Origin of the sequence: Paenibacillus donghaensis, from assembly GCF_002192415.1 — a bacterium.
GTDB lineage: Bacteria > Bacillota > Bacilli > Paenibacillales > Paenibacillaceae > Paenibacillus_AQ > Paenibacillus_AQ donghaensis.
This window is the reverse complement of the sequence record NZ_CP021780.1, coordinates 2,658,108-2,679,292: the sequence shown is the minus strand read 5'-3', so window position 1 is coordinate 2,679,292 and position 21,185 is coordinate 2,658,108. Positions and strand designations below refer to the sequence as shown.

Sequence of the window (21,185 nt, the reverse complement as noted above, 5' to 3'; positions counted from 1 at the left end):
GAAACGGCTTCGCCGCCCTCTGCAAAGCGTATGCTTCCGAAGCAGCGATACTACGTATCGCTTTCAGGCGTCCGTTTCTGCGAGAAAGAGAAGGATAATTTATGGCGTGCAGCATATAAATTCTTATCTTTAGAAAAAAGCCCGGTTGCCCGGGCTTACAGCGGCTCTATATGTACCAGCACAGTAGCTACCTGGTGGCGGTCCTTCAGCTGCTCTTCGATCTCTTCGGTAATATGATGGCTCTGCACCACATTAAGCATGGAGTTGACCAGCACGGTTGTGTCGACCAGCACATTGTTTCCATGGATACGGGCTTTGATGTCCTTGATAACCTCCACGCCTTCCACCTCCGCAACCGTCTCTCTCATCAGCTTCAGCTCGCTGGCGTCGAAGCCGTCGGTCAGATCATGCGACGCCTGGCGGAAGATATCCCACGCGGTCTTGCAGATCATCAGTCCAACCAAGGTTGCCGCCAGCGGGTCCAGCCAGGGAATACCGAACTGGGAGCCGACAATCCCGATCAGCGCGCCCATGCTCACCATGGCATCCGAACGGTTATCCTGCGCTACGGCGCGGATGGCATTGCTGTTGATGGAGCGGGCCAGCCGCGAGTTGTATCTGTACACCCCCAGCATAATCAGTGCACAGATCCCGGCCGTCCAGGCTGCCAGCAGATCCGGTGTCTCCAGTGCAGGCTGAACGAACTTGTTCACCCCTTGATACAGAACCTGCAGGCCAACGCCTACCATAATAAAGGATGCTATCAGTGCAGCCACGGTTTCCGCACGGTAATGCCCGTAGCTGTGATTGGAATCGGGAGGCCGGCGTGAAATTCGCAGTCCCGTTAATACGGCAATAGAAGCAATAATGTCCGTAGTGTTGTTCAACCCGTCTGCGAGCAGTGCCTGGGAGCCGGATGCCGTCCCAATCAGCAGCTTGACCGCCGACAGGACAATATAAGCCGCAATGCTTAGCCATGCGCCTTTTTCTCCCCGTTTGATGTCATTATAATTTTCCAGAAAAAGGACCTCCAAACCATTGTATTGTTCCATACTACACGCTCATGTAAGGGTGGGTCTAGAGAAACAGTGTTGCCACATTCCCCAAGAGTTACCCCTGCCAAATAGAGTTGCCAGTGCGGAATAGTGTTGTCTTCTGCAACATTGTTTGCCCTTGTTCAACATTGACAGCTGCTGAAGTGTGATAAAAGCTGGTATACCGCCGTTTACAGGTCTAGAATAATGGTTAAGCTGTGACCAACTTTGACCTGTTAGGATCTCTAATCCTGTCCAGCTATTGAAAGGATGAAACAATACTTATGAAACGAACTCCATATGTAATTTTAAAAACTCATCATACGCGCCCCTATGCCGCTGCAGCCGCTATATTGTGCACGTTGCTTGTTGCCGGCTGCGGCAGCGGGGGCAATGCGCAATCGGCCAGTCCGGCGCCGCCTGCGGCTTCCACTGCACCGTCAGCCTCTGCACCTGCGCAGCAGCAGGACTCTACACCGCTGCCCTCCGCATCACCCGCTGCCGCTGCCACGGCTGAAGCCGATCCGCTAGCGCTGAAGGTATCAGCCATGTCGCTGCCGGATAAGATCGGCCAGATGCTGCTGGTCGGAATCGACGGGACAACGCTGGATGACACAGCAAAAAGGATGATCGCCGAAGATAAGGTCGGCGGAATCATCCTGTACAAAGATAATATCAACAATCTGAAGGGGCTGGTGAGCCTGGTGAATGACCTTCGCTCCAGCAATGCCGGCAGTCCCGCCCCGCTGTTCCTGAGTGTCGATCAGGAGGGCGGCAAGGTCAGCCGGATGCCATCCGAGTTCGCTGCCCTCCCTTCCAATCGCACGGTAGGAGCAGCGAATGATACAGCAGCCGCAGAAACGATGGGGCAGCTGCTTGCCAAGCAGGTACGGGCAGCCGGACTGAACATGGATTTCGCTCCGGTGCTGGACATCAACAGCAATCCGGATAATCCGGTGATCGGCGACCGTTCATTTGGCAGCACCGCCGAGCTTGTCACAAGGCTCGGACTCGCAGAGCTGAAGGGCTTCGAAGACGCCGGAGTCATTCCGGTGGTGAAGCATTTCCCCGGACACGGCGACACGTCCGTTGACTCCCATCTGGAGCTGCCCGTGGTGGATAAGACGCAGGCACAGCTTGCCAAGCTGGAATGGCTGCCCTTTCAGGCAGCTGTCGATCAACAGGCAGATGTTGTTATGGTAGCGCATATTCTCTACCCCAAGCTGGACCCTGATCGGCCGGCTTCCCTCTCCAGTGCAGTGATTGGCGGTCTGCTGCGCGAGGATATGGGCTTCCGGGGCGTAGTCATCACAGACGACCTGACGATGGGGGCCATCACAAAGAATTACAAGCTGGGTCCCGCAGCCGTCGATACCGTTAATGCAGGCAGTGACATTCTGCTCATTGCACACGGCTACGATAATGAACGGACCGTCCGTAATGCGCTGCTGCAAGGTGTGGAGAACGGAACCATCAGCATCGAGCGGATTGACCAAAGTGTGCACCGGATTCTTGCGCTGAAGCAGAAATACCAGCTATCTGACCAGCCGATTGAAGTTCCCGACCTGGCAGCGCTCAACAAGGAAATCGCTGCCTGGCGGGACAAGCTTAAGCGCTAGCGAGCTATTGCAGGACTACCACATCACCGGGCTTGAGGCCGGTGAGCACTTCCGTTTTGTCAGAGGTTTCAAGACCAGTCTTGATTTCAATCCGTTCATATTGACCATTGCCTTTGTCCAGCGTAACAAACGCCAGCTCTCCCTCTCTGGTCACTGCCATACTTGGAACGACGGTAGCTTTCTCCTTACGTACCGTTTCGATCTCACCGGACAAGCTGAGTCCACCGATCAGATGCTCATCCGGCTGGAGGGAAATGACCACTTCAAATTGTGGTACCTGGCTCGTGCTGTTGTTCTGGCCCGCAGTTGTGGTGGCGAATTTGGATACCTTCTTTACCTTGCCCTTCAGCTGCAGGTCTTTTTGCGCCGTCATTTTGACGGCCACTTCCATGCCCTGCTTGATGCGGAAGATATCCTGTTCCCCCACCAGGGCGATGAATTCCAGTTTGTTTAAGTCGACGATTTTGCCAATATACTGATTGTCCGTTACCGCCTGGGCTTTCTCACTCTCAGTGTCGAACAGAAAGATCCCGGTAGCGGGCGCATGAACGATGGCCGTATTCAGCTTGGTCCGTTTGTCGGATAACTCCTGCGCCTGAATTTCTGCACTCACCTTGTTTAACTCATTGCTCAAGCGTGCCGTCTCCTGGGCAGCCAGCGCCTTCAACCGTTCGGCTTCTGTGGCTCCCATCGCGGCGGCTTCTTCATCCTGCTGGCTGACAAAAGTATTCAACTCGGCCTCCAGCTCTGCCTTGTGGATAGTTGCCTCAGCGGTCTTGATCTCGTTCTTCAGCGCAGTCTGGTCCAGGGTAAACAGCACATCCCCCTTCTTCACCTGCCCCCCGTTCTCCACCTTCCATTTGGTGACCTTGGAGGCAAACGGCGCATACACCAGCGTCTCCTGATCATATCGCGATTTACCTTTAACTTGAACAAAGTTGATGACGGTTTCCTGCGTAACCTCAAACGGAATCACCTGCGGTGGCTCGATTGGCAGCACCTGCTCTTCCGGCTTGATCATCTTGGTGTACAGCAGGTAACCGGCGGTCGCCACAACCCCCAGGATGATAACCCATTTAATGCCTTTTTTCACTTTCGTATTCATGATCTATCGGCTTCCTTTCCACTCGTATTCCTGATTTCTAATCACGTTTGATAGCGGTGAGCGCATTGGTTCTGGAGGCGCTGATCGCCGGATAAATACCGGATAGAACACCGGTCATAATGGCAAAAGCCATGCCAACCGGAAGCGACATTAAGGGAACCTCAATCACCAGCGCTTCGCCCATTCCCATGCTGGAACCGATGAGCCGAGTCAGACCCATGGTAATCAGATAAGAGAATCCGATCCCCAGCAGACCACCCAGCATGCCCAACAGAGCAGCTTCCATAATAAACATATTGCGGACCTGGCCCATATTGGAGCCAAGCACCTTCATAATGCCGATCTGGCGCCGACGCTGATGCGTGGACATTGTCATGGCTACAATGATCGAAATCGAGGCAATCACGAGAATGAAGATCCCGATCCCGATTGCTGCCTTCTTGAGCATATCCAGCTGATCCTTCAGCGCCACCTCCTGAAACAGGTTGGTTTGGGTTGACAAGGATAACTTCTGGATCATTTGCTCCACCTGGACTATGTTCTTCTTGCTGTCTACCTTCACAATCGCGGAGTTATAGACCCCAGCTTCGGCGATAGAGCCACCCATGACATTCAGTTCCTCCTTGAGCAGCTCGGCAGTCTCTAGAGAAACATAGATTTTCTTCTCATACATTAATCGCATGGGATCGGAACCCTGCGGGTTCTCCAGCACACCGACGACTCTAAGCGGCGAACTGGTAAATTTGTTCTGCGTCGGAGATGAATAATCGATTGCCACCAGCTCGACCTGCTGCTGCATCATGTCCGACGGCTTCATGTTTAAGGTCTCGAACTGTTCTCGTACTTTCATATTAAAGGGATCAGAACCCATCTGATCATACAGCTTCTGCCGCGTCTCAGCGTCCATCAGGCCAACCGTCGAACCGTAATCAAACACCACGGTTCCAGGCTGAACAGAGGGACGTCCCTGTTTGAATTTGTGATCGTATTTCGTAAGCAGGGTGAGATCGGTGCCAAGCACCTGGACATCGTTGTTTCTATTGTCCATGGTAGTCAGCTGCATATATCCCAGTTCCTGAAAAGGGGTCGCAGCGGTCACATGGTTCAGCCCCTGGATGATCTTCAGTTTCTCATCCGTCAGCTTGCCGGGGTCCATATTGCCAGTGACCTCTATCCCGCCGCTTTTATTGCCTCCCTGCTGAGGCATTGCGCCACCGGGCATGACCGTGATTTCGTCCATTTTGAAATTGCGGTTCAGTTCCCGTTCCAGATACCCCTGTGCCGAATCTCCGATACTTATGGCTACTATAATTGCTGCACATCCGATCGATAATCCGGTCATACAGAGTGCGGTGACTACCTTTCTGCGTTTGATCTGGCTCCAGGCCATTCTGGTTATATCGGTAATTCTCACAGCATTTCGCCTCCTTGAGGCTCAGCAGTGGCAGCAATCTGCTGCTCTGTCACCAGCGAACCGTCGTGCAGCGTGAAGATCCGCTGCATCTGCTGCGCCACCTCTGCATCATGGGTTACGACAATGAAGGTGGTATTCATCGTCTTGTTCAGCTGGAGCAGAATGCTGATAATTTCATTCTCTGTCTTCGAGTCCAGGTTGCCGGTAGGCTCGTCCGCAAAAATCACCGACGGCTCGGTAATCAGCGAGCGGGCAATACTCACCCGCTGCTGCTGTCCACCGGATAGCTGGGAGGGGAATAGCTCTGCTTTGTCGGGTATCCCTACACTTTCCAGCAGGGCCAGCGCCTTCTGCTTGCGGATTCTGGGAGACAAGGACTGGAACACCAGCGGCAGCTCCACATTCTCTCTCACTGTGAGGCTGGTAATCAGCTCATACGCTTGAAAAATAAAACCGATGTGCTTGCGGCGGAAGACGGACAACTTGTTCTCACTTAGCTTGACGATGTCCTGATCCGCTATGTAGATATGCCCATCGCTGGGCTTCATCAATCCTGCCATCAGGTTGAGCAGGGTGGACTTGCCGGAGCCGGAGCTGCCGAGCAGGGCCACCATCTCGCCTTTTTTGACAGAGAAATTAATATCATTCAGAACCGGTGTGACTTCATTGCCATTCTTGAAGGAATGGCTGATCTTCTCAACTCGCAGCATGGGGCTTCTCCTTTGTGTACTTGTTTAATGGAATCACTGTTTATCGTCTGGCGGAATCACCCGATCAATCGTCATGTTATACACCTGGCTGGCCAACTCAATCCGTTCACCCTGGAACTCATCGTACAAGGTAAGCTTGTAGGTTCCTCCTGTAATGGATTTATAGATGTGGTTGGTGAAGGAAGCCGCATAAGTGTTGTTAGTCCCTTCTGTCAGTTCTGTTCCAATGTTAAGACTTCGCTCCTGGGATTGGCCGAACGGATCAGTCATCTTGAGCACCAGCTTATGGCTGAAGGTACCCATATCGTAGCTGCTGTCACGGGTCAAATTGTAATTCATGGTGACATTAATGGAGTCGCTGCCTATCTGCGTGCGTCCCTCCGATCGGGTCACGGCCAAGGTATATGGATATAAGGCAACCTTTAGCAGATTAGTATCAGCTACATTCACCTGTGGATTCAGCTGCAGCGCGGCAATGTTAATGAAGCCCGTCGGCTCCTGTCCAACCTCCGTCAGCTTGGTTCCGGTAATGCCCGGACCCATATACAGCTGAAGATCCGTGATGCTGACCGATCGGGGCAGCTTCGCCCAGAAGGTGATCAGCTGTTTGCCTCCCGGTGCCGCAGACATTTCGGGCTGATTCGATACAGCTTCATAGAACTCGCCGTCGGATGTTCTGTAATAAGCCTGTATACGGGCCATCTTGCTCTGTCTCTTCTCCTCGCTGGTAAGCAGCATTTCGGAGTAGAGCACCTTGGAATTCACGCCTTCATAGACGGCGGTCTTGTTCTCCAGGACCTTCGCATTCTTCCCTTTGCCCACCACGGAATAGCTCCCGCCCGTCTTCACTGTCTCCACGGCATTCATTACGCTGTCCGTTGTGAAGCTAAGGAAGGGTACGTTCTCTTCCTTCACTACAGAATACAGGCTTAACTTCAGATTGTTATATTCCTCTGTGTAGGGCACCTTGGCCAGCACATCGATCTCCACAGTAGCTCCGGGTGCAATCGTTGTGGTGTCCTTGTCCACGAACAGCTCTGTGCCTGCGGTATAATCATCATTGTCCAGCTTGATGGCTCCTTTTAGCGCCGGCAGGGTCAAGCTGTCCTTCTGCGTGTTGGTCAGGCTCAGTCTGGCGACCAAGATGTCATCATCTTTCCAGGGCAGACGCTGCAGGGAATGCAGGTTGTAGGAGAAGCTGCCATACTGGTTGGTCATGCTGTAAACTTGCCCTTTCTGGGCCTCGGTTTTGAGGGCCAAAGGCATGGTGAAATAGGCAACAGGAACCCTAAGCGTGGCTGTAGATGTTGGTACAGTGGTTGGTGCAGACGCTTCTCCACCTGCTTTGCCACCCGCTCCTCCCCCCACTTCCACAGCGTCAGGTGCTGCCGAGACAGCTTCAATCATCTGCAGCTGCAGCGAGCTCTGATCCACCTCCAGTGGAACCTCTGCGGTTAGCTGGACGACCTTCTCCTCCAGCGGCTTCACCACGATACCGTTCAAGGCCTTGGCATTCACCGGAAACGTGGTCCCTGTGGCCGTCTTCACCGCCAGTTCGTAAGTAGGCAGGGTAACCGCCTTCTTGCCGGAATTCTTAACCTTAAGCTGTAAAGACCACTTGGCGACACTATCTTCCGAAAACACGTTGGCATTGGCCAGCCGGAATTGCAGCGTATTGCTGTTGATGCTGATTTTGCGGACGCCATCCGGACCTACGACAAGATTTGGAATTTTGGCTGCAGGCAGCATAAAGGAATGCTTGGCCATTTCCAGCTTCAGGGTGGGGTCGGTTTGTGTAAATTGCAGCTTCATATTCTCTGTCTTCAAATAAGAGGGGATTTCAGTCAGGTAATAGATGATCTTCTTCTCCTGTGGCTGAATCTTATATCCGCTCTGGGCACTGTCCAGCGCCAGCTCGAAGTAACTGCCGCCTGCGGATTGCAGATAAGCGGCATACCCCGGATCGCTAAGCACCTTGTTGCCACGGTTGGTGAAGCTGACACCGACTTTGGCGAATACCTTGCCACTGTATTTATACAGCTCCAGGGATTCGGCGCCAATGACAGCCGGAATGTCATTGACAGGCTTGCTCAGACTCCGGCCGCCAGCTACTGTTGAGGTATAGCCGGAAGGGATGCTGAAGCTGCCCGCATGCCGCAAATAGCCTTTAGCCTTGGCATCCCAGACATACATCGGGATCTTTAAGCCCTTTAATGAGGTAGTGGAACCGAGATTGGCATAATAGGTTACTCTAAGCGTAGTTTTGGAGCCGATCTTCTTCTTCATAGCGTCGGCAGTTACGGGGTTGCCCGGAATCACGGACCCGCCGGGTGTCGCAGCCCTGGAGAAATAATGCAGCAGATTCGCATTGCCGCTGCCTGTGTTCGAGTAGTTAAGCGTGTAAGTAAGGATATTGCCGCCAGCCTGTTGCCAGAGATTAACGTCTTCAAGTGTGGCTTTGACTCCGGCGCCAAGCTGAACGCTGCCCAGACTCGCGGGCACTACGGCCGCAGTTGATGCTCCTTTGGGGGCTTGAGCGGGAGCTGCCAGCGCCGTTTGCCCTGCCAGCTGTCCAAGAATTAAAGTGCTTAACAACACTGCTGTATATGTACTTCTATACGTTCTCATTCATGTACCTCCAAGTATAATTTCTAAAATCATTATAAAGGCTTGTGTACAAGCAAATGTATCCATTTTGTAACCCTTATCATAGGGTTGTAACCTATTTGTTCCATTTTATGCAATTCGGAAGGACAATCATCATGAGCCAAAGGCCCGCCGGTATTGGTTCGGCGGCAGTCCCTCCGCTTGCCTGAACACCTTAATGAAGTAACTGGACTGCATGAATCCGCTGCTGCGGGCCACCTCTGCCACGGATAGCTCCGTGGATACAAGCAGCAGCTTGGCCCGGGCCAGACGGCATTCGGTCAAATAACGGCTTGGGGTCTTGCCCATGATCTCCCGGAACAGCCGCAGAAAGTGATAGCTGCTGTAGCCCGACAGCCGGGCCATCGATTCGAGCGTCCAGGGCTTGCCACATTCGCCGTGGATGATATCGGCCGCGCTGCGGATCGATTGTCGGGTCTCCTGCGGAACCGGGCTGTGGAGCGGCTGCGAATTCTGCAGCAGCGTCACCAGAATCTCATAGAGCAGCGCTGACAGACGCGGTTCATTACGTGTCTCATAGGCGGCACTCAGCTGATACATCTGGTCGAACAGGCTGTCCAGGCCTGCCGAAGGATCGAAGGAGAAGAAATAACCGCGCGTATGGTCGGCCGTTTCCAGCAGGGGCAGGGACAAGCCTGTTGTGAAATGAACCCATCTCACATCCCAAGGCTGCAGCGGGTCAGATCCATACTGCTGGTACGCGCCGCGCGGGTAGAGAAACCCCGTTCCCTTGCCCATAGCCGTCCGCTCTCCTCCCTGGAACACATACCCTTCTCCGCCAAATATCAAATGCAAATTATAGCTGCCGAGGAAACCTTCCTCCCGCCGCTCCGCATGCTGCGGGAATTGATTGTATTGTCCAAGCAGCTCCGGATAACATACATAGCTGCTGTAGGCCGGGGCAGGCAAAACGTAATGCTGTCTGATCGCAATCCCTCCGTAACCGTTATCATTGCAAAGACGCAATAAAGTAATACGATAGCAATATTATGCTATATCACATCTAACATAACTGATATTACAATATAATCAAGTAGTATATAAAGCATATATTTAATACTTTGGAGGTAAAGATGAAGAAACCCGTCGCTTCTGAGCAGTTCGAACTTGGTGTGTGTTATTACCCGGAGCATTGGCCGGAGAAGATGTGGGAGGACGACTACCGCCGTATGCGGGAGATGGGCTTCACGATTGTGCGGATGGGCGAGTTCGCCTGGTCCATTTTTGAACCGCAGGAGGGCTGTTATGAATTTGGCCTGTTCGACCGGGCGATCAGCCTGGCTCACAGCCATGGCTTGAAGGTAGTGCTGGGAACGCCCACCGCCACCCCTCCTGCCTGGCTTACAGACCGTTATCCGGAAGTGCTGAATGTAACCTACGAAGGGGTAACCCTGCAGCATGGCATGCGCCGCCATTATAATTACAGCAGCCCCAAATATCGTGAGCTGTGCGCTGCCATTACAACACAGCTAGCCGAGCACTACAGCGGCCATCCCGGCGTAGTCGGCTGGCAGATTGACAATGAGCTGAACTGTGAAATCAATGTCTTCTATTCAGAGAGTGATCATATTGCCTTCCGGGAATGGCTGAAACAGAAGTACGTCACGCTGGATCAGCTGAATGAAGCCTGGGGCGCTGTATTCTGGAACCAGACCTACAGCGACTGGTCGCAGGTGTTCCTGCCGCGTCCTACACCGGTGCCTAAGCAGCCAAATCCGCATCAGGCGCTTGATGAGAAACGGTTCATTTCCGACAATACGATTTCCTTCGCCAAAGTCCAGGGTGATATTCTTAGAGCCAAAGCTCCCGGACAATGGGTAACCACAAACGGGCTGTTCGGACATCTAGACAGCCATGCCTTAACGGACGGACTGCTGGATTTCTTCAGTTATGATTCCTATCCACAGTTCTCCAGCATCTCTAATGATGCAGCGGAAGTGAACCCGCTGCGTGACCGCGGCTGGGGTCTGTCGCTGTCGGTGGTCCGCTCCATCTCCCCTAACTTCTGCATCATGGAACAGCAGTCGGGACCGGGCGGCTGGGTGAACCGGATGGATATGCCTTCACCGAAGCCGGGCCAGATGCGGCTGTGGACGTACCAGTCGATCGCACACGGAGCGGATATGGTGCTCTACTTCCGCTGGCGGACAGCAACGATGGGCAATGAGATCTATTGGCATGGGCTGAACGATTATCATAACCAGCCTAACCGCCGGCTGCGCGAAGCCGCAGGCATCGGCAAGGAGCTGGCCGGGTCGGGCCAAGCGATCATAGGCTCAGTCACAGAGGCCAATGTGGCGATTGTGCGCGATTATGACAATGAATGGGACGGCGAATACGATGTGTGGCATGGCCCGTTTATGTGGCAGAGCAACAAGGAATGGTACAAAGCCCTGCAGCATAAGCACATCCCGAATGATGTTCTGTATATCCGGGAGCAGACAACACTTGCAGAGCTGGCCCGTTACAAGGTGCTGATCTATCCACATCCGGCCATTCTCAGTGATGAAACAGCTGCGTTGCTGGGTCAATATGTGCAGCAAGGCGGCAAGCTGGTCTTTGGCTGCCGAACCGGATACAAGGACACACGCGGCCAATGTTATATGCGCCCGTTCCCTGGGGCAGCCAGAGAGCTGTGCGGAATTACGGTGGAGGAATTCACTATGGTCAAAGGAACACGGCAGCCGACTTCCATCCAGTGGAACGGCATGCCGGATACAGGAGCCGATGCCTTCAATGATATCCTGCATGTGGAAGAAGATACGGTGGAGGTTATGGGGACCTATGCGTCGGATTACTACGCAGGCAAACCGGCTGTAACCCGCAATACACGCGGTAAGGGCGAGGTATGGTATTATGGCGCTGTATTTAATGAAGAGGCCGCACTCAATCTAATTGAGCATTTGGGTCTCCGTTCTCCTGCTGCGGAATGGCTGGAGCTGCCGGCGGAAGTGGAACTGCAGATCCGCTCCAATGCAGACACAAGCTTCACTTTCTTGCTGAACTATGAAGAGACACCTGCGGTGATCCGGGTTGCAGGCAGCAAGACGGACTTGCTGAGCGGCGAAGTTATTACAGGAGAATATACGCTGGAGGGCTATGGCGTATTGATTCTACAGTAAGCAAGCTAACCCTATAAACAGCTTAGCGCTTCATATAAACACAAGCAGCACCTGGCCACGATTCATGGCTCAGGTGCTGTTTATGCGTTAGGGGGTCGGTGCCGTTGTTGGCAATTGACAGAAATAGCGTTAACTACTATAGTAAACTTTTGATTGCAGCACGGATTGAAAGGAGATTTATAGATGACACAGGAAACCGCCGGGCTGGCGGAACCTGCAGTTCCAGATACAGAGGACAACTTCCTGCAGGGCGTGAAGGATTGTCTTCCCACACTGCTGGGATATTTAAGCATCGGCTTCGCTGCAGGAGTGGTTGAGAAGACGGCCGGACTTACCCTCGCCGAAATCGCACTGATGTCCACACTGCTGTATGCCGGCTCAGCACAGTTTATAGCTGCCGGAATGATCGCGGCAGGTAGTACGGTCTCTGGAATTATTATTACTATCCTGTTCGTGAACCTGCGCCACCTGCTGCTGAGTGCTGCCTTGTCCCCCTATTTCCGCCACTTGACCCCGTTGCGGAATCTGCTGCTCGGTGCTCTGCTGACCGATGAGACCTTTGGTGTGGCGATTACCCGCGCCGCTCGCAGCCGCCGCATCAGTGAACGCTGGATGCACGGCCTGAATCTTACGGCTTACCTGAATTGGATTATCGCCAATATGGCCGGGGCCTTCCTGGGGCAATGGATAGCAGAGCCGGAGCGTTATGGACTGGATTTCGCACTGCCGGCGATGTTTATCGGTTTATTGGTGCTTACCTTGGTTAGCCGAAGCAAATATGCAGCAGATATCGCTGTAGGCCTGACCGCTGTTGTACTTGCAGTTGTGGTCTCCATCTTGGTTTCGCCCAGCATGGGAGTCATTGTAGCCACAGTTGTTGCGGCAACCTTGGGAATGGTGGTGGAACAATGGAAATAAGAGCAGAAATCCTTCTTATCATCGCGGGTGCCGCACTGGTTACTGTCATTCCGAGAGTGCTGCCGTTGATGCTGCTTAGCCGGATCGAGCTGCCGGAGTGGGCAAACCGCTGGTTAAATTATGTCCCGATCGCAGTGATGTCTGCGCTGATCGCCCAGGAGCTTTTGATACATGATGGACAACTGACCGGATGGAGCCTATCAGGCAATCTGGAGCTGCTTGCAGCCCTTCCTACCTTCTGGATCGCAGTCAAAACACGCAGCCTGCTGGGTACCGTCATTGCCGGGATGATCTCAATCATGCTCTTGCGCTATTTCTTCTAATTTTTCATCCAAAAGAGTTATTTAATGGTGTACCCGCCGTCCACCAGAATGCCTGCACCCCTTTTCCCCATGTGCAAAAGCAACTGAACCTTTGCCGTGGGATTAACAGTAGTTTTTCCCCATAGCCACCTACGCGTTACTCCTTAGAAAGCTAAAACCTCTATCAGAAGGCAAGGGGCCTTACGTAGTAACCTATACCTCATCAAACAAGCCTCTCATCCGCTACAGGAAGAGAGGCTTGTTCTCACATTTCGTTACTTCTTAAGCTCCAACTAGGATTTAGAGTGTTGCCCTGGAACCTTCGGAGGAATTAGATGCGAAACTGCAACTAATTTCAGCCGAAACACCCATTATCAGGATAATAAGTGCAAATCTGGTTACTACTTAGGTCCCCTAGCCCCCTTCGCTCGTAACCCTCGCTTCGATTTCAGACGGTTGCGGACTCAGGAGCCTCTATTTGCTGTACATAGGCCGTTTTGCAGGATTAACGGACCCAGGAGCCTCTATATCACAGAAAACCCTCGCTTTAAGAGCCTGTTTTGACGACTTAGGGGCTATACGGTCCGTAAGACGTCAAAAGATCGCAGATAGGAGGAAATAGGGGCTATACGGTCCGCTAAAATGCAGGTTACCTAGTTCAAGGGCTTAAGTAGTAACCAGTTTCGCAACTAATTCTTTGGACTGGAGATATGAGACTCTATAAGATGAACTTAAGAATGAAACGGTGGAGTTGTCAGAATGACTGGTGCATAGGGCTACCCGGACCACTCGAATATAACATTCTTAAGTTCACGTTATATATCATGGAACTGAATCTGAAGTGTTCTTATCATACGGAGTCCTAAGTAGTAACCACTTGGGCCACATTCTTATTGGCGTCGGATACTGCGTCCAGCTTGGCCATAATTCCCTGTACAGCCGCACTAGTATTATTGGGAGCAGCCGCTGCAGCCTGTACAGCTTCATTCTCAAGCGTTCCTTCTACCATGGCCGCAATGCCCAGGGACTGATTATTCAGATTGTCCAGAGCCAGCTTGCGTTGAATTCCAACCCCTCCGAATGAAATGACCAGCCCGATAACAAGAATACTGGCAAAAGCGACAATGAGGTTCTTGGCAAAAAATGAAAGACGTCATGTTATGTTATATGTCTTCTTGCGAATTGAACTATTCATCGGCAGAAGCGTCCATTTTTTTATGTTCCTTTTGTTATTTTCTTCAAGGAGTTTTCAAAACAGCGCCTCAAACAGCAGAACAAAATCACCCTGGCGGGTGAATAACTTTCTAGCCAGCGGTTATTTATCCGCTGGCTCTTCTTTTCTCACCAAGGTTCCATTACAAACAGGACAGAAAAACTCTGGGGATTCTCCGCCTTCCAGTTCATACGAACACTCGGCTACTATAAATTCAGGTACAGGGTCCATCATCCCACATTTCACGCAGATATAATCGATCCATACCTCTGGCTCCTCTTCTTCCTCCCATGGATTCCATAGGTCCAGTTCTTGTTCTTTATCCTGTCCGGACTTTTGGCCCTGTTCTTTTCCCATGACTTCGTATCCCCCATTTCTTTTGGTTTTCATATTCTCGCTGCTCGTCATAATAATAAATTCTCCCATATTCCGCATGCCAAATCACCACAAGCAACATCCGGTGCTTGCAGCAGGGACAAAGCATCGGGTCTCGCCCATAGCTCTCCAGCATCCGCTGGCGGTAGCTTTTCTTCTTCCTTTCCTCCGCTGGAAAAGTCATCTCGATTTGTTTGTGCACCATGTACCGCCACAGATTAATTACCTTTTGTGACTCTTTGTTTTTCCCCCGGCTGTATAGACCATAGCGCCCCACCATCCGAAAATGCTTGGGCGGAATGTGCTGCACCAGATCGTAAATGAATTTCATTACCGGCGATACCACATCCACCCGTTTGCCCGTTCGGTGATCCTCATACCAGTAGTGCACCTTGTGGTAGTTGTAGCTTACTACCCGGTACTCCGCGATCGCCGGACGCGCCAAATAGCGCCCAATGTATTTCGCTGCTCCTCGGGCATTTTTCATCCGCTGCTCCGCATTCACATAAAACCCCTGCGAATAGCGCTGGTATAACTCATTCACCAGTCTCTTTACACGTTCTTCCTCCGGATACCATTTCATCATTAAATCCAGTAGCAGTTTCTGCCACGATTTCCGCAAGTACTCATACGAGATATACTCCGCCTTCTTCCACTCCTTGTTCCGGTCTAGCGCGCCTTCCGTAATTAGCGCATGGATATGCGGATTAAACTTTAAATCACGGCCAAAGGTATGAATCACGGTAATCACACCGACTTCGTATTTCTTGCTCTTATTTTTCCGCCGGTAATAATATTGAATGACCTTGGCCACTTGGTTACTCAGTTCATTTAACTTCCGCCGGTCTTGAAAGAATACCTTGCGTAGTTCTTCAGGCACTGTAAATACGAGGTGGCGATGAGGTACATCTAGTATTCGTTCTTGCTGCTTTTCCGCCCATTCATCCGTATATTTCTTCCCACATCCATGACAAAAACGGCTTTTACAGGTGAAGCAAATAAACACGGGTTCCGGCGTTCCCTCCGTGCATCCCTTGCACTCATATCTGGCATAGCCCATATCCCGTGTACCACAGCGTATCGCTTTATTCACGGTTTCTATCATGCTACTGTGGAGTTCCTTGGGCAGATGATGTCCGTGCATTTCCATGAATCCATGAAAGTGATCTTTTAAAATCTGCCGGATGACTCCTCGTTTCTTCCACGTTTCCTGATTCTTCACGTCCATCCCTCCTCCTTTTTTCATCGGAGTTATCCACATTTTTTTACACTCTATAATTTCCTATACAATAAAAAAGCCTGTTCGAGGTGCCGAACAAGCTTGTACCAAACGTTAAAATAAGGATGCCCACTTTCACTTGCCGATAACCCTCCGTACGAATCCGCCAATATTGGCAATGGCTTGCCTCGCTTCAGGTAATATCGCCGCCAGCAGCTGAAAAGCGCTCCACATGTCCTCCCATACTTCCAGGGTGACTTCAACACCGGCAAGCCTGGCTTGCTGCGCCAGCCGTTCGGCGTCACTCAGCAGCACTTCGGCATCACCGACCTGGATCAGCAGGCTGGGCAGCCCTTCCAGGTTCATCCGCAGCGGCGAGAGCAGCACTGGGGCAGCACCTCGCGGACACCGGGATTCTTCTGTTCTGCAACCAGATCGGACTTCAGGTGCGCCAACATCAGCTTAGTCTGTTCCAGCTTGCCGATTTCCAGGTCGATGCTGTTCAGCTTGCTGTCGATCACATCAGTGAACTCTGTGATGGAGATCCCCGCATCAACAGACTTCGTAAGTGCCTTGCGGATTTCCTTCAGGGTAAACCCGCACCGTTTGGCATTATGGATGAACGTGAGCCGGGTCAAGTCCTCCTCACTATAGAGCCGGTAGCCCGATTCAGAACGTGACGGAGCTGGCAGCAGGCCATGCTGCTCATAATAACGCAGCGTTTCAATATTCACATTGGCCGCCTTCGCCATCTCTCCGCGCAGATACAGCACCATCGCAGGATCTCCTTTCGAAGCATAAATATACGATATTATCCGCTCGCTGCCTACAGCTTCAGCTGCTCCTTGACCGCAGTCACATCTGCGTGCGGTGGCTCCTTCCCGCCGTATCTGACCTGCTCGTACAGCCGGATCAGCGGCGCTGCACGATCCGGGTCAGCGCCCCCTTTGCGCGTCTTGGCTTGACCCGCCTTCCAGCGGTGGACGTCGGCTGCCGTCTCTTGCGGAGTCAGGCTGGCCTTGGCTTCATAACCGCCGGCCTGCTGCTGGCCAACCCAGTGCCGGTACAGCCAGCGAACCTTCTCCTGTCCATTGTTCAGCTGATCCCAGCGCTCCCGGCGTTCGCCTGGTGTGAAGCGGCTGCTCCAGAAATTCCTTAAGCCCTGCAGCGCCTGATCCCAGGTGAAGACACTGTTCTCTTCATCCCGGTACCGGCTGGAATCCTGCGGCACATGTTGCCGCCGCAGCAGCTTCAGCAGTGCGTCCATCGCCCGGCGCAGGGTGCCTCCGGCGTTCCTGTACAGCCAGCGAATACCGAAATAAACAATTGTGCCAATGACTGCCACAGCAAATACATATAGGGCAATATCGAGGATTAAACTCAGCAGCCCGGGGCCGGAGGTATCGTCGGGAAGCATCTCTGGAGCCGCCGCAGGCGGTGCGGAAGGCGGCTGCGGGGGCGGCGTGTCTGTGAACCAGCCACTGATCCAGCTGATCAATCCGCTCAGCAGAAGCCAGATTCCGTGTGCGATGGCGCGACCGGCTCCAACGGCCAGCAGCACCGCTGCAAGGAGAATACCGATGACAAACACACGGTTATGTCGCCGCAGCCCTGCCGGCAGCGGTCCATTCTCCTCAGACAGCGAGCTGTAACGCAGCAGATGACTGTTGGACATAAACAACGTCAGGATCAAGGTCAGGCTGCCGCACCAGGTGATCAGCGGAATGCTGCCCTCCAGTGCAGGAATGCGCGGGAAGATTAGAGCTGCGAGCAGATAGACGGCGATCCCCGCCCAATATATACGGAACCTTTCGGTCCTGGCATCGGCGGTCAACCCTTGAATGCTGCAGATGAGGCCAGCTGCTCCCAAGGACAGGCAACTCAGAGACCCTGTGCCCGCTATAGCCAGGAAGCCCACTGCCATACCAATCACTACGGCCATGCCAAGCTGCTTCCAGCGGACATTGCCGAAGCGCCGCAAGAGAACGCCTGCCACCGAACTAAGCGGCAAAGCCAGCATCCAGCGGATATCCACAGACTCCGGCAGCAGATAACGGGCAAATATAATCAGCAGCGGGAGGAACACGAGCAGCTCGATCAAGCTGATCAGCCCTAACCTCAAGCTTTCTCCCGTGTAACCTCTAAATCGTAATCTCACGCTCATGCGATCTCCCTCCCCTGCTGCGGAATAATCAGCCACTCCACACCGTTGCCCTGATCCATCAGCACTCCGGCAGCCTCCTGCAGCTCTGCACCTTGATGGCAGCTGATCAGCAGGTAATCCGTGTCCGCCGCGCCGGCCTCGGCCTGCTCCAGCAGCAGGCGGCCCATCGGAAGCGTACGGTCCAGCTCCAGCTTGGCCAGCAGCTCGAGAAAATCCTCCAGCCGGCCCATCGGCTCCTCCGAGACGGGGTCGGCTGCACCTGTGCCTACCAGCCTGCCGTTGCAGATGAAGCCGGTCTCAATGCCATGCCCCAGCGCATATTCTGCCACTGTAGCCGCGTAACGGATACCCATTTCAACCCGCTGCACATCGGTTACCGTTCTCCACATCGAATCGCTGATCTCGATGTTCAGGCAGATGATCAGCCGGGAATCGGCTGTGTAATCCTTCTTGTGCACCTGCAGGGTGCCGGTGCGCGCGGTCGCCTGCCAATTCACCAGCCCCAGGGCATCTCCCGCGCTGTATTCGCGGATACCGGAGGTCAGGAACGGGTCCTCAACGATCCAGCGCTTCACCGGCAGCTCGCCCAGCCAGCTGTGGACCGGCAGCGGCAGCTCGGACAAGTCGAGCAGCTGCGGATACACCAGCAGTGTAAGCTGCAGAGGGTAGGTCTGGGTCTTGCGGCTTAACCCGAACAAATCGCCGGTAGTCATCGTGACCGATTCCAGCCGATAGAATCCTCTGCGTTCACAAGTAATCAGATGGCGTCTTTTGATATGCCGATAGGATCTGAGAAAGAACAGGCTGACATGATTCTGATAGATATCTCCGGTGCTGATGCCGAGATTGTCCTGTGCTCCGAACAGCAGCCCTGTTTCGATGCTGGATTCCAGCCGCAGCCAGGGCAGTGGCAGCAGCTTCCGGTTCACAATCTCTTCGACCATCTCTACTTCCTGGCCTGCAAAAGCTGCCGGATGCGAGAAATAACGCGCGTAACTGACGGATCTCAGCGCATGCCGCTGGTAGATTATTGATATTGCCAGCAGGAGCGCCAGTGTGCTGAAGATGAACCCTGCCAGGCCCATGCTTATTCCCCCCTGGCCTTGCCCGAAGCTGCAACCGGCTCTGCGGGAACCTCCACCTCACGGAGCACCTGCTGCACAATTTCAGCTGCTTGTCCTTCCCGTACGCCAAGACCCCGGCTGAGCAGCAGCCGATGAGCGAGCACCGCAACGGCAACAGCTTTGATATCGTCCGGAATCACATACGAACGGCCCTGGATCAGCGCATACCCCTGGGAGGCGCGCAGCAGCGCGCCGCTGGCGCGGGGACTCGCACCCAATCTGACCGAAGACGATTTGCGGGTCGCTTCCGTGATACGGATGATATAACCCAGCAGCTCATCGCTGATCTCTATCGCCGCCGTTAACCGCTGCGCAGCCAGGATGTCTGCCGCACTTGCCACCGGAACCGCCTCGTCAAGCGGATTGGATTCCCGAAAACGCTGCAGGATGTGGACGCCTTCCTCAAAGCTGGGATAGCCCGTCGTAATCCGCATCAGGAATCGGTCCAGCTGCGCTTCAGGCAGCGGAAACGTACCCTGGCTGTCCACCGGATTCTGGGTGGCAATGACCAGGAACGGCGACTCCAGCATATGGGTCACACCGTCAATGGTGATCTGCCGTTCCTCCATGCTCTCCAACAGGCTGGACTGGGTACGCGGGGTGGCCCGGTTGATCTCGTCCGCCAACAGGATGCTGGTAAAGACAGGACCGGGGCGGAATTGAAACTCGCCGGTCTTTTGGTTATAGAAATTAATGCCGCTGAGGTCTGAGGGCAGCAGATCTGGCGTGAATTGTATACGCTTGAATGAGCTGTCCAGCGAGCGGGCGAGCACCTTGGCCAGCAGGGTTTTGCCAGTGCCTGGGACATCCTCCAGCAGTACATGGCCATTGGCCAGCAGCGCGGTCAGCAGCAGGTCGACGCCTTCTTTTTTGCCTACAATTACCTTCGCCAGGTTCTCTCTGATCGAACCGACCAGCTTCACGGCTTCTTGAAGATTCATTATGAAACACACCTTCCAATTAAGAGATTAGGATATGTACTATAACAACCAATATATACCTAATCATAACAGAAAGCGTCTTCAGTTTATAATGACAACTGGCGGGAGCAGCACAAAGAGCCGGTACGGGACCGGCTCCTGAGGAATAGTGTATTTAGTTGCGGTAGAATATTCTTATTTCAATGCATCCAAACCGCCGCTGACTTCATGTGGAATGTACGGCTCCTCCAGCCGAAGGATCTCCTCACTGCTCAGCTTCAGGCTGACCGCTGCGGCGGCATCCTCCAGATGATTCACCTTGGTTGCCCCTACAATCGGCGCGGTGACCGGCTTCTTCTGCAGCACCCAGGCCAAGGCGACCTGTGCCCGCGGGACATCACGTTCAGCGGCAATTTCCTTGACTCGTTCCGCGACAACCCGGTCTGCTTCGTCCGTCTTCGTGTAGAGTATCTTCGCGAAAAAATCGCTCTGCGAGCGGGAGCTGGTCTCCTCCCAATCCCGGGTCAGTCTACCGCGTGCCAGCGGACTCCAGGGGATTACGCCAATGCCTTCCGCTTCGCAGAGCGGCAGCATCTCCCGCTCCTCCTCACGGTAGAGCAGATTGAGATAATTCTGCATCGAGACGAACTTGGTCCATCCATGCCGCTCAGCGGTATGCAGTGCCTTCATGAACTGCCAGGCGTACATTGAGGAAGCACCTATGTAGCGTGCCTTGCCGGACTTCACTACGTCATGCAGGGCCTCCATCGTTTCCTCGATCGGAGTCTCATTATCCCAGCGGTGAATCTGGTAGAGGTCGACATAATCCGTACCCAGCCGCTTCAGACTGTGGTCGATTTCACTCATAATCACCTTGCGCGACAATCCGCCGCCGTTGGGACCCGGGCGCATCCGGCCGTGCACCTTGGTAGCGATAACTACCTCATCCCGCGTAGTGTAATCCTTCAAGGCGCGCCCGACAATCTCCTCGCTTGTCCCGTCCGAATAAACGTTGGCGGTGTCGAAGAAATTAATTCCCAGCTCCAGTGCCTTGCGGATAAACGGGCGACTCGCCTCTTCATTCAATGTCCAGGGGTGGGACCCTCGGTCCGGCAAGCCATAGCTCATGCATCCCAGGCAGATACGGGAGACTTCCAGCCCTGTAGTACCAAGCTTCACATAATCCATCCTAACGCCATCCTCTCTGAATAAGACCGTTAATAATTTCCAGCCCCTATAGTATAATATAAATATTTCAAAAAAGCCGCCCGCAAGGGAC

General features: G+C 53.4%; 19 protein-coding genes. 4 read left to right on the top strand and 15 right to left on the bottom strand.

Annotated elements, in window-relative coordinates; genetic code table 11:
* Positions 1–155 precede the first annotated feature (155 nt).
* Positions 156–1,052 (bottom strand): cation diffusion facilitator family transporter, encoded by an 897-nt coding sequence (locus B9T62_RS11705; protein WP_281257719.1) that lies wholly within the window; start codon positions 1,050–1,052, stop codon positions 156–158.
* A gap of 266 nt (positions 1,053–1,318) precedes the next feature.
* On the opposite strand from B9T62_RS11705, the gene nagZ reads away from it, so the two are divergent.
* Positions 1,319–2,653: a beta-N-acetylhexosaminidase gene (gene nagZ, locus B9T62_RS11700; protein WP_087915414.1), complete on the top strand. Its 1,335-nt coding sequence runs from the start codon at positions 1,319–1,321 to the stop codon at positions 2,651–2,653.
* Between the two features lie 4 nt (positions 2,654–2,657).
* Here nagZ and B9T62_RS11695 read toward each other — a convergent pair whose 3' ends face one another.
* The 5 genes from B9T62_RS11695 to B9T62_RS11675 all read right to left on the bottom strand — a co-directional run bounded on the left by B9T62_RS11695 (position 2,658) and on the right by B9T62_RS11675 (position 9,458).
* Entirely contained in the window at positions 2,658–3,758 is a 1,101-nt protein-coding gene (locus B9T62_RS11695; protein WP_211296451.1) for an efflux RND transporter periplasmic adaptor subunit, read from the bottom strand.
* Between the two features lie 37 nt (positions 3,759–3,795).
* The gene (locus B9T62_RS11690) at positions 3,796–5,172 is read right to left on the bottom strand and encodes an ABC transporter permease (protein ID WP_211296450.1); all 1,377 of its coding nucleotides are present in this window, start codon (positions 5,170–5,172) and stop codon (positions 3,796–3,798) included.
* Positions 5,169–5,882, bottom strand: a complete 714-nt coding sequence (locus tag B9T62_RS11685) for an ABC transporter ATP-binding protein (protein ID WP_087915413.1) — start codon at positions 5,880–5,882, stop codon at positions 5,169–5,171. Before B9T62_RS11685 ends, B9T62_RS11690 begins: the two co-directional genes overlap by 4 nt.
* 33 nt (positions 5,883–5,915) lie before the next feature.
* The gene (locus tag B9T62_RS11680) at positions 5,916–8,510 is read right to left on the bottom strand and encodes a hypothetical protein (RefSeq protein ID WP_087915412.1); all 2,595 of its coding nucleotides are present in this window, start codon (positions 8,508–8,510) and stop codon (positions 5,916–5,918) included.
* A gap of 132 nt (positions 8,511–8,642) precedes the next feature.
* The gene (locus B9T62_RS11675) at positions 8,643–9,458 is read right to left on the bottom strand and encodes a helix-turn-helix transcriptional regulator (protein ID WP_169834370.1); all 816 of its coding nucleotides are present in this window, start codon (positions 9,456–9,458) and stop codon (positions 8,643–8,645) included.
* A 164-nt stretch (positions 9,459–9,622) separates the two neighbouring features.
* On the opposite strand from B9T62_RS11675, the gene B9T62_RS11670 reads away from it, so the two are divergent.
* The 3 genes from B9T62_RS11670 (at position 9,623) to B9T62_RS11660 (ending at position 12,912) form a co-directional block, all read left to right on the top strand.
* The gene (locus B9T62_RS11670; RefSeq protein ID WP_087915410.1) at positions 9,623–11,671 is read left to right on the top strand and encodes a beta-galactosidase; all 2,049 of its coding nucleotides are present in this window, start codon (positions 9,623–9,625) and stop codon (positions 11,669–11,671) included.
* A 183-nt stretch (positions 11,672–11,854) separates the two neighbouring features.
* On the top strand, positions 11,855–12,589 hold the full coding sequence (locus B9T62_RS11665) for an AzlC family ABC transporter permease (RefSeq protein ID WP_087915409.1): 735 nt from the start codon (positions 11,855–11,857) through the stop codon (positions 12,587–12,589).
* A complete protein-coding gene (locus B9T62_RS11660; protein ID WP_087915408.1) occupies positions 12,580–12,912 on the top strand; it encodes an AzlD domain-containing protein in 333 nt (110 codons plus the stop codon). The genes B9T62_RS11665 and B9T62_RS11660 overlap by 10 nt, the downstream gene beginning before the upstream one ends.
* An 841-nt stretch (positions 12,913–13,753) precedes the next feature.
* Here B9T62_RS11660 and B9T62_RS38960 read toward each other — a convergent pair.
* The 9 genes from B9T62_RS38960 to B9T62_RS11615 form a co-directional block, all read right to left on the bottom strand.
* Complete coding sequence (locus B9T62_RS38960; protein WP_157685578.1) at positions 13,754–13,900, bottom strand: hypothetical protein; 147 nt, start codon at positions 13,898–13,900, stop codon at positions 13,754–13,756.
* Positions 13,901–14,206: 306 nt separating this feature from the next.
* Complete coding sequence (locus B9T62_RS11650) at positions 14,207–14,461, bottom strand: hypothetical protein (protein ID WP_087914532.1); 255 nt, start codon at positions 14,459–14,461, stop codon at positions 14,207–14,209.
* Positions 14,424–15,701 carry an IS91 family transposase gene (locus B9T62_RS11645; RefSeq protein WP_169834369.1) on the bottom strand — a complete coding sequence of 426 codons (1,278 nt, stop codon included), beginning with the start codon at positions 15,699–15,701 and terminating at the stop codon, positions 14,424–14,426. Before B9T62_RS11645 ends, B9T62_RS11650 begins: the two co-directional genes overlap by 38 nt.
* 132 nt (positions 15,702–15,833) lie before the next feature.
* Positions 15,834–16,085 (bottom strand): alpha/beta hydrolase, encoded by a 252-nt coding sequence (locus B9T62_RS11640; RefSeq protein WP_211296449.1) that lies wholly within the window; start codon positions 16,083–16,085, stop codon positions 15,834–15,836.
* Positions 16,061–16,474, bottom strand: coding sequence for a MerR family transcriptional regulator (locus tag B9T62_RS11635; protein WP_087915405.1), 414 nt, complete (start codon positions 16,472–16,474; stop codon positions 16,061–16,063). The genes B9T62_RS11640 and B9T62_RS11635 overlap by 25 nt, the downstream gene beginning before the upstream one ends.
* A gap of 50 nt (positions 16,475–16,524) precedes the next feature.
* On the bottom strand, positions 16,525–17,862 hold the full coding sequence (locus B9T62_RS11630) for a DUF4129 domain-containing protein (RefSeq protein WP_087915404.1): 1,338 nt from the start codon (positions 17,860–17,862) through the stop codon (positions 16,525–16,527).
* Positions 17,859–18,947, bottom strand: coding sequence for a DUF58 domain-containing protein (locus B9T62_RS11625; RefSeq protein ID WP_087915403.1), 1,089 nt, complete (start codon positions 18,945–18,947; stop codon positions 17,859–17,861). Before B9T62_RS11625 ends, B9T62_RS11630 begins: the two co-directional genes overlap by 4 nt.
* A 2-nt stretch (positions 18,948–18,949) precedes the next feature.
* Positions 18,950–19,927, bottom strand: coding sequence for an AAA family ATPase (locus tag B9T62_RS11620; RefSeq protein WP_087915402.1), 978 nt, complete (start codon positions 19,925–19,927; stop codon positions 18,950–18,952).
* A gap of 174 nt (positions 19,928–20,101) precedes the next feature.
* The gene (locus B9T62_RS11615; RefSeq protein WP_087915401.1) at positions 20,102–21,094 is read right to left on the bottom strand and encodes an aldo/keto reductase; all 993 of its coding nucleotides are present in this window, start codon (positions 21,092–21,094) and stop codon (positions 20,102–20,104) included.
* Between the last annotated feature and the right edge of the window lie 91 nt (positions 21,095–21,185).

What these genes read in the sequence shown, in the direction of transcription:
- B9T62_RS11705 (WP_281257719.1), bottom strand. Translation starts at nt 1,052, where the DNA reads ATGGAACAATACAATGGTTTGGAGGTCCTTTTTCTGGAAAATTATAAT.
- nagZ (WP_087915414.1), top strand. Translation starts at nt 1,319, where the DNA reads ATGAAACGAACTCCATATGTAATTTTAAAAACTCATCATACGCGCCCC.
- B9T62_RS11695 (WP_211296451.1), bottom strand. Translation starts at nt 3,758, where the DNA reads ATGAATACGAAAGTGAAAAAAGGCATTAAATGGGTTATCATCCTGGGG.
- B9T62_RS11685 (WP_087915413.1), bottom strand. Translation starts at nt 5,882, where the DNA reads ATGCTGCGAGTTGAGAAGATCAGCCATTCCTTCAAGAATGGCAATGAA.
- B9T62_RS11680 (WP_087915412.1), bottom strand. Translation starts at nt 8,510, where the DNA reads ATGAGAACGTATAGAAGTACATATACAGCAGTGTTGTTAAGCACTTTA.
- B9T62_RS11670 (WP_087915410.1), top strand. Translation starts at nt 9,623, where the DNA reads ATGAAGAAACCCGTCGCTTCTGAGCAGTTCGAACTTGGTGTGTGTTAT.
- B9T62_RS11665 (WP_087915409.1), top strand. Translation starts at nt 11,855, where the DNA reads ATGACACAGGAAACCGCCGGGCTGGCGGAACCTGCAGTTCCAGATACA.
- B9T62_RS11660 (WP_087915408.1), top strand. Translation starts at nt 12,580, where the DNA reads ATGGAAATAAGAGCAGAAATCCTTCTTATCATCGCGGGTGCCGCACTG.
- B9T62_RS38960 (WP_157685578.1), bottom strand. Translation starts at nt 13,900, where the DNA reads ATGGTAGAAGGAACGCTTGAGAATGAAGCTGTACAGGCTGCAGCGGCT.
- B9T62_RS11650 (WP_087914532.1), bottom strand. Translation starts at nt 14,461, where the DNA reads ATGGGAAAAGAACAGGGCCAAAAGTCCGGACAGGATAAAGAACAAGAA.
- B9T62_RS11635 (WP_087915405.1), bottom strand. Translation starts at nt 16,474, where the DNA reads ATGGTGCTGTATCTGCGCGGAGAGATGGCGAAGGCGGCCAATGTGAAT.
- B9T62_RS11630 (WP_087915404.1), bottom strand. Translation starts at nt 17,862, where the DNA reads ATGAGCGTGAGATTACGATTTAGAGGTTACACGGGAGAAAGCTTGAGG.
- B9T62_RS11625 (WP_087915403.1), bottom strand. Translation starts at nt 18,947, where the DNA reads ATGGGCCTGGCAGGGTTCATCTTCAGCACACTGGCGCTCCTGCTGGCA.
- B9T62_RS11620 (WP_087915402.1), bottom strand. Translation starts at nt 19,927, where the DNA reads ATGAATCTTCAAGAAGCCGTGAAGCTGGTCGGTTCGATCAGAGAGAAC.
- B9T62_RS11615 (WP_087915401.1), bottom strand. Translation starts at nt 21,094, where the DNA reads ATGGATTATGTGAAGCTTGGTACTACAGGGCTGGAAGTCTCCCGTATC.